Below are 7,733 nucleotides of genomic sequence, written 5' to 3' on the forward strand. Positions count from 1 at the left end.
GAAAGTGAGTATATGTAAATACCTGCGGGTAATTGAGATACATCAATAGAGGAATTGTCTCTGTTTGATTTTGGACTCAATTCGATTGGCATTCCAATGGCTCTTCCTAAAACATCATAAAATTGAAGTTTCACGTTTTCATTTTCAAATGAATCTAATGAAACGTTTAATATATCAGATACTGGGTTTGGATACATTTTCACGATTGTTTTATTCGTTGGTAAAACATCATTTACACTCAACACAGGATCAGCTTTTAGTTCAAAACGAGCTATAACTGGACCGTGATCTGAGGTTGTAGTAACATAATTTGGAACATCATTTCTAGGATCATATACTACGGTAGAATTTGTAACATACTCATCAGTAAGTTCATTAGATACTAAAATATGATCTAAAAATCCTCCAGATGACAAATAACTAAATGCACCAGCTTTACTAATGTCTAATGTTAGTGTATTATATCTTGCGGTATCTTCGACTAATTTTTGATAAGAAGATGGATTTCCTGCAATTACAGATTGGTCTACATCATCATTGTAATCGCCAAGAAGAATAATATTTGCATTAGGATAATTCACATCAAGACTGTCTTTTAACAATTCAACATCATACTTACGCATGTTGTATCTAGCAATATCACTACCGCTATTTGCACGAGCGTGAAGATTAATAATGGTAAGGTCTTTTTTGATTCCGTTAATGTTTGTCTCTATTTCAACCATATATGGCAAACGACCTGAAGAATAAAAGCTGTCACCTGTACTTGGATAGTTAGGTAACGTTTTAGTTCCTGCGCGTACTTCGTCGTAAAGTTTACTAAACATGACACGAGATTTCTTTACGGTTGTAGTTTGTGTATTATATAGTAGTACCAGTTTTTGTGGAGGAAAGTTAGGATCTGGTGCTTGAAAGGAGCGAGACCAAGCAGGAGAAACTGATTTTGCAAATGTTTTTCCATTCACACTTATTTTTTGGATCAAAGTTTCTAATGCGGCATCATCTGACACTTCTTGAACTGCATACACATCGGCGTTCATTGTATTCATTACTTTTGCAACATTATCTATTTGAAGTACATCATTTGTTGGACCGAATTCACTTCCGCTAGTGTCTTTAACATCAGTTCCAAAAAATTCTAAATTATAGGTTACAATGTCAAAAGTTTCAGTTTTTGGTAATGAAGACCCTTTGAAAGAACCAATTTCTTGATTTAGTCCAGTTCCTGTAATTTTTAATGGGCCAGAGATACTCAATTCCTTTGAAGTTGGTACGAAACGCGCATAGACTAATTTACCTATCACAGCATCAGCAGCAGTTACAAGTAGGCTAGTGGTGAAAACACTATTATCTGTTGATAATTCATAGTTTGCTGGAGCATTAATAGTTATGTTTCCAAAACCACCTGCCATGAATATAAACGATTGACTAGCAGAAGTGGTATTAGGACTAATTTCTCCAAAGTTTAAGTTAGGGTTTGAGGCAATAAAAGTAGCTTCATTTGATATTCTCACATCATCAATAGTCCACTCGGCACTATCAGTTCCACCAGATGTAGCTGATTCATATACCCAAGCCACATAAGTTGTATTTGTTTTATAGGCCTCAAGGTTAATAAACTGTGATTGTTTGAATGTTCCTGTTGTGGTTGGAAAATCTCCTTCGATGGCAGTCCAAGTTGCTGTTTCGGGATTGCTTTTTCCGTCATAGTTTGTAGAAACCATTAATTTAAGAGGAGTTCCAGAGAAGAATTTTCGCGCGTAAAATGACAATAAAGGAAATTTATCAAAAGCATTTAATCGCAATACAGGAGAAATCAACCAGTCTTTACTAGCTCCATTTTCTGCATATCCATTCATTTGAATGGCAGCAGGAGAACTATTAAAACGTGTATTTGTACTAGTCCATTTTAAGTTATTTCCAGCAACACTGTATTCTGTCCATCCACTATTAGTAAGTACATTTGCATCATTAAAATCTTGGAAATATGGATTTATTCCTTTACCTGTAAGAGTAACAGTTTTATTCGTTCCACCAGTTGTTTGGTGGGTAATAGTTCCTGTTGCCGTTCCTGTAGCTGTTGGTGTGAATTTCACAAATACTTTTGCTAAAGCTGCATTAGTAAATTCATTAACACCATAATTTAAACTGTTTGCATAATTACCAGTTTCTGTTTTAGATATAATGTAATTACCCGTTGCCGTTACTGTGATATCATTGCTTAAATTTTCAGCTTGAATGTCATACTGTAGTGGAGTGCTGATTGTATTTTGTTCAACGAAACCAAAGTTTAAATTTGATACTGTTGGCTTAATAGAAGGTACAGCCACTGATGATGTAGTAATAGGCAATACCGTACTTGATACTTGTGTATTACCAGATCCATCTTCTGAAATGGCATATAAATTATACGATGTACCAATAGACAAACCTGTTATACTTTGTGTATACTCAACCTCTGGGTCAATAACGGTTAGTAATCCAGCTTTAAAAGCAATGGTGTTGGTAGCATCTGTTCCTGCCTTTATTTGCTCAATGCTGGGTGCAGCACTACCAACAGGTAGCACGACATAAAAAGTTTTTCCAGGTTCATTGATTTTAGATATAAAATCAAAACCTGTTGAGAGGATATCACTTATTTTTGGGAATCCAGTAGCGTATACTGGTGCAATTACATCATTTATCACCCTAATATTGTCTATTGCAAATGAGGGTCTTGCACCCGTGCCCGATGCTTGTCTTGATATCCATCTTATTTGTACTACGTCTTTATCTTCGCAATCTACTGGAAGTTGTACTCTTATTTTTTGTAGATTTTGTTCTGTAGTTCCTGAGGTTTGTGGAGTAGTGGTACTGGAATACAATGTTGATGAAAGGGTAACAAAAGTATCTGTAGTGCCTACTCTGTATTGCATTACAAGGTCATTTATGCGGGTATTGTTGGTTCCATTATAAGGATTACGAATGACCATGGCATCATACTCTACAAAAATCCCTGTTTTTCCAGTTGTTTTTAAAGCTAGAGCTATTGTTAAATCTAGTGATCCTGAGTTCAAAAAACCAATTTTTCCATTGTAGTTATGTACGTTGCCAGAAGTTGTTCCTGCAGTACTACTTGCTGTTAAAGGAGTATCGCCTACCAACGTTCCCGTCGTAACGAAACTGCTTGTCGGTAAAACACTTGCTTTCCACCCCTGAAATCCTGCTAAATAGGTAGTTGATGTGGCATCAAGTGTAGAGAAGTTTTGAGTAAAAGGTAAGTCTTGAGGTGTAGGTTGGGTTACTTGTGCTTCAAGATTTAGCGTGAAGCCCATAAAAAAAATAAATAAAACCATAATATGGTTCCATGTGTAATTGTGTTTCATTGGGTTACAATTGTAATTAGCCTGCAAACTTACAATTTTCAAAGTTAAGCCAATATTATATGTTACAGGTTTTTAATTAAATTTTGGAGGATTTAGAAAGTTATTAAAAGTATCAGATCTTTTTCAATTAGTAATGTTTCCCCCTAACAAAAAAAGCTATTCAAGATTTTCTTAAACGACTTAAATTGAAAATAGAGATTTTTTTTAAAATTATAATTAGGTGTGTTTTTGCTTCAAGAATACTAATTTTTTTTATAAAATAAATGGTAATACTCAAGTTTTGCAAATCGATTGTATTGTTTACACCAGCTTCTGTTTTTAATAATTCTTTGGTTTGGATTTGGGTAATTTCCACTTCTGGTGTCGCTTCAAAATTATTAGTACTAAGAAATCTCATATGAATAGAGGCCGAAGTGATGGTAATACCGTCTGCAAATTTTAATTACTATTCAACCACTTTGAAGAGAAGTTTTCTGCAAAAAAAAAGGCCTTGATTGAGTCAAGACCTTTTGCATTAAAAAAAAAAATGAGATTATTTAAAATTCCATCCTAGCGTTACACCAAAAGCTACCGGTTTAATTTCAGCATCTTTATCAGTACTGTATAAGCCATTAGCTTTCCTATCAGCTGTAGACGTTGGGCTGTAACCAATATAGGATTCATTCTTGTTTTGGTCTAAGATTGTACCATATCCATTTTCCAAAAACATGGCAGCATATAAAGAACTCTTTTTTCCCATATCAAATGTAAATCCTAACTCAAAAGAACTCATTATAACTCCTTTAGTTTTGTACTCTCCTGATGCGGAATAATTATTTTGTTGACCAAAACCATATTCGGGTAAATCAAAAATAGTAAGGTTGACATCAGGATAATAAGCAGTACCATTTACATAATCGGCAGTTGCATTAATTTCATAGTTCACAGGTAAAAAATATTTAGCACCAGCTCTAAAATTAAAGTCAACAACAGTATTTATGTTTTTTTTATATTGCACAAAAAGAGGAATTTGCACAGCCTGTAAAGTTTGTTTTTCTCTATAATTGTTTGTAGTCATGTTATATACAAATGCCGAAGTGGAAGCATCAACTTCAAAATTTGAAAGCGTTGCGGTAAGCCTAGAAAAAGAAACTTCTTGCTTGTATTGCGAGAACTCTAACCCGGTACCAATTCCAAAATGACTATTTAAAGAATAAATATAACCTATCTTTAAAGCTCCACCAAGACGATTACCTGTTTGTATACCAGTTATATCACTCTGGATATTTCCTATTCCAGACTGTATTCCTACATAAACTTGTGCAGCTATACCTTGTGAGATTAAGAAAGCTGTAACTCCAATTATGTTTTTAAGATTGCATTTCATAGATGTAAAATTTATTTTTAGCGGTCTTATATGTTATTGCCTTTTACTTGTTGGTTACTGCTCGCGCATACTTGCAGAAAATGACAATTTCATACTTGTTGTTTTGATTCGAATAATCCATCCCCATTCATTAAAAATGAGGATGTCATATTCTTTAAATTATTTTATTTTCTTACTAAAAGGTTTTTAGTAAAATAGGTACCATTTGCTAAGGTTATTTTTACAATATAAATTCCCTCAACAATCGGAGCTATCATGTCAATATTGCTTTGACTTGTATTTACAGTAGTTAGCAAGTTTCCTGTTAAGTTAAAAATCTCAACACGTGCATTCTGTATTCTGCTTGCACTAATATTAGTCATTAATTGGAAATTCGTATTGCTTCTAACAGGGTTAGGTACAATTCTCATATACTCTTCTACTATTGTTGGAGAGAGAGTCAACGGACAGCTTGTAATTAATGTTCCGTCCAGTTTTGTTGCTACTGCGTAATAAGTTCCATTCAAAGCACCATTTTCTTTAAAATACTGTGAAGTTTGTCCTGGAACTAAAACCCCATTTTTATACCAGCTGTACGATTTGAAATTATTCGAACTGTTGTCAAAGAATATAATATTTTCAAATTGTTTTCTAATCAAGTTGGGTTGACTAGATACTATTGGTAAAATAACTGCCGGAGCTGCGTTGTAATTCATGTTTCCTGTTTGTGAAGCTGTTACAGTTGCAGAACCATAATTTTGGAAAAATAATGAATTATTAGAAACAGAAGCAATGTTCGCGTTAGAAGAAGCATAATTTACTGCTAAACCACTATTTGAAACGGCAGTCAAAACAATACTAGTTGCTCCATTACAACCAAATCCTAAAGTCTGATTCCATGTAATTACCTGATCTGCTTTCGTAATTGTGAAATTAGAACCGTTATACGTAATGGTGTAATTTCCACCGGCGCTTAAGGTACCTTGTGCAATGGTGTAAGTTCCCACATTCTCTCCAGCAGTTCTTGTTAACGCTCCAGTGAAAGAGTCGCCACTAACTAAATTTGGTGAAACAGTGTAAGAGTAAACCGGATTCGTTGTACCAAATACTTTGGTTTGTGAAGCATTTGCAGTTACTGTGATCGGTTTTGCCGTAATAGTAAAATCTCTGCTTACATAAGTAATGTTATAATTAGCCCCTGCACTTAAATTACCTTGTGTGATAGCATAGTTTCCAATATTTTCTCCAGCTGTTCTTGTTAAAGTTCCCGTGAAAGAATCTCCACTAACTAGACTTGGTGAGAAAGTATAAGAGTAAACTGGATTCGTAGTGCCATATACTTTGGTTTGTGAAGCATTTGCAGTTACTGTGATCGGTTTTGCCGTAATTGTAAAATCTCTACTTACATAAGTAATATTATAATTAGATCCGGCACTTAAGCTACCTTGTGTGATAGCATAGTTTCCAATATTTTCACCAGCAGTTCTTGATAAAGTTCCTGTTAAGGCATCACTACCTACTAGATTTGGTGAAAGTGTATACGCAAAAGAAGGATCTGCTATTCCATAAACTTTAGTTTGTAAGGTAGTTGCCGTCACTGTAATTGGTTTTGCAGTAATAGTAAAGTTAGCACCTGCATAACTAATCATATAATTAGATCCCGCACTCAAACTTCCTTGGTTAATGCCATAAGTTCCTGTATTTTCTCCAGCAACTCTTGTTAAAGCTCCTGTAAAAGAATCACTACTAACTAAACTTGGTGAAACCGTATAAGCAATAACAGGATCTATTTCCCCATAAACTTTTGTTTGTGATGCAGTTGCTGTCACTGTAATTGGTTTAGCGGTGATGGCAAGGTTAGTACCAACATAGGTGATTAAATATTTAGAACCAGCTGAAAGCGAACCTTGATTAATAGCATAAGTGCCAATGTTTTCACCACTAACTCTTGTTAAAGCTCCTGTAAATGAATCTCCAGAAAGTAAACTTGCTGATACTGTATAAGTTAAAACAGGATCACTTTCTCCATATACTTTAGTTTGAGAAGGTGAAGCAGTTACAGTAACTGGTATTTGGTTTAATTTCAGTACATAATTAAATGTAGCAGTACAATTATTAGCATCAGTAGCAGTAACGGTAAAATTACTATCTGCAATTTGAGTTGAAATACCTGTTATCTGTCCAGCTGTTGATAGTGAAAAACCAGAAGGCAAACTTCCTGTTGTAACTGCATATGTTTTATCCCCTGTTCCTCCTGAAGCTACAATACTTTGACTATATCCAGTATTATAATCATACCCAGATAAAACAGTTGTTGTGAAACTAATTGCCGTAGGCTGTGTAATGGTAAAACCTTGAGTCGTTGTACAACCATTAGCATCTGTAACAGTTACGGTATATGTTCCTGCACTTAATCCAGTTGCAGTAGCAGTTGTTCCACCTGAAGGAGACCATGAGTAGGAATATCCACCCGCTCCACCTGTTGGAATATTAATCGAGGCAGCTCCATTAGAACCTCCGTTGCACGAAATATTGGTTTGAGAAGCTGCAGTTGCTACAATAGCAGTTGGTTGTGTAATTACAAAGGTACGAGAAGCGGTACATGCATTAGCATCGGTTACTGTTACAGTATAAGTTCCTGCACTTAATCCAGTTGCAGTAGCAGCCGTTCCACCCGAAGGAGTCCATGAGTACGTATATCCACCAGCACCACCAGAAGGAGTAACGGAAGCAGAACCATTAGATCCTCCATTGCAAGATACGTTTGTTTGCGCAGCTGTTGCCGTACTGATAGCAGTTGGTTGTGTAATTACAAAGGTACGAGAAGCAGTACATGCGTTAGCATCGGTTACTGTTACAGTATAAGTTCCAGCTGTAAGACCAGTAGCAGTAGCCGCTGTTCCACCCGAAGGAGCCCATGAGTACGTATATCCACCAGCACCACCAGAAGGAGTAACGGAAGCTGAACCATTAGAACCTCCATTGCAAGATACGTTTGTTTGCGCAGCTGTTGCCGTACTGAT

Annotated in this window: 4 protein-coding genes; all 4 read right to left on the reverse strand. The window is 35.5% G+C overall.

Features of this window, described 5'->3' with window-relative positions; all coding sequences use genetic code 11:
- The coding region (locus tag FPG59_RS11770; protein WP_086454791.1) for a choice-of-anchor J domain-containing protein at positions 1 to 3,365 on the reverse strand (3,365 nt) is incomplete at its 3' end.
- A 160-nt stretch (positions 3,366 to 3,525) separates the two neighbouring features.
- The gene (locus tag FPG59_RS11775; protein ID WP_086454792.1) at positions 3,526 to 3,762 is read right to left on the reverse strand and encodes a hypothetical protein; all 237 of its coding nucleotides are present in this window, start codon (positions 3,760 to 3,762) and stop codon (positions 3,526 to 3,528) included.
- A gap of 135 nt (positions 3,763 to 3,897) precedes the next feature.
- Positions 3,898 to 4,731, reverse strand: coding sequence for a hypothetical protein (locus tag FPG59_RS11780; RefSeq protein WP_086454793.1), 834 nt, complete (start codon positions 4,729 to 4,731; stop codon positions 3,898 to 3,900).
- A gap of 164 nt (positions 4,732 to 4,895) precedes the next feature.
- The coding region (locus FPG59_RS11785) for an MBG domain-containing protein (RefSeq protein ID WP_140344645.1) at positions 4,896 to 7,733 on the reverse strand (2,838 nt) is incomplete at its 5' end.

The sequence above is a fragment of the Flavobacterium sp. FPG59 genome, from assembly GCF_002150205.1.
Taxonomy (GTDB): Bacteria; Bacteroidota; Bacteroidia; order Flavobacteriales; family Flavobacteriaceae; genus Flavobacterium.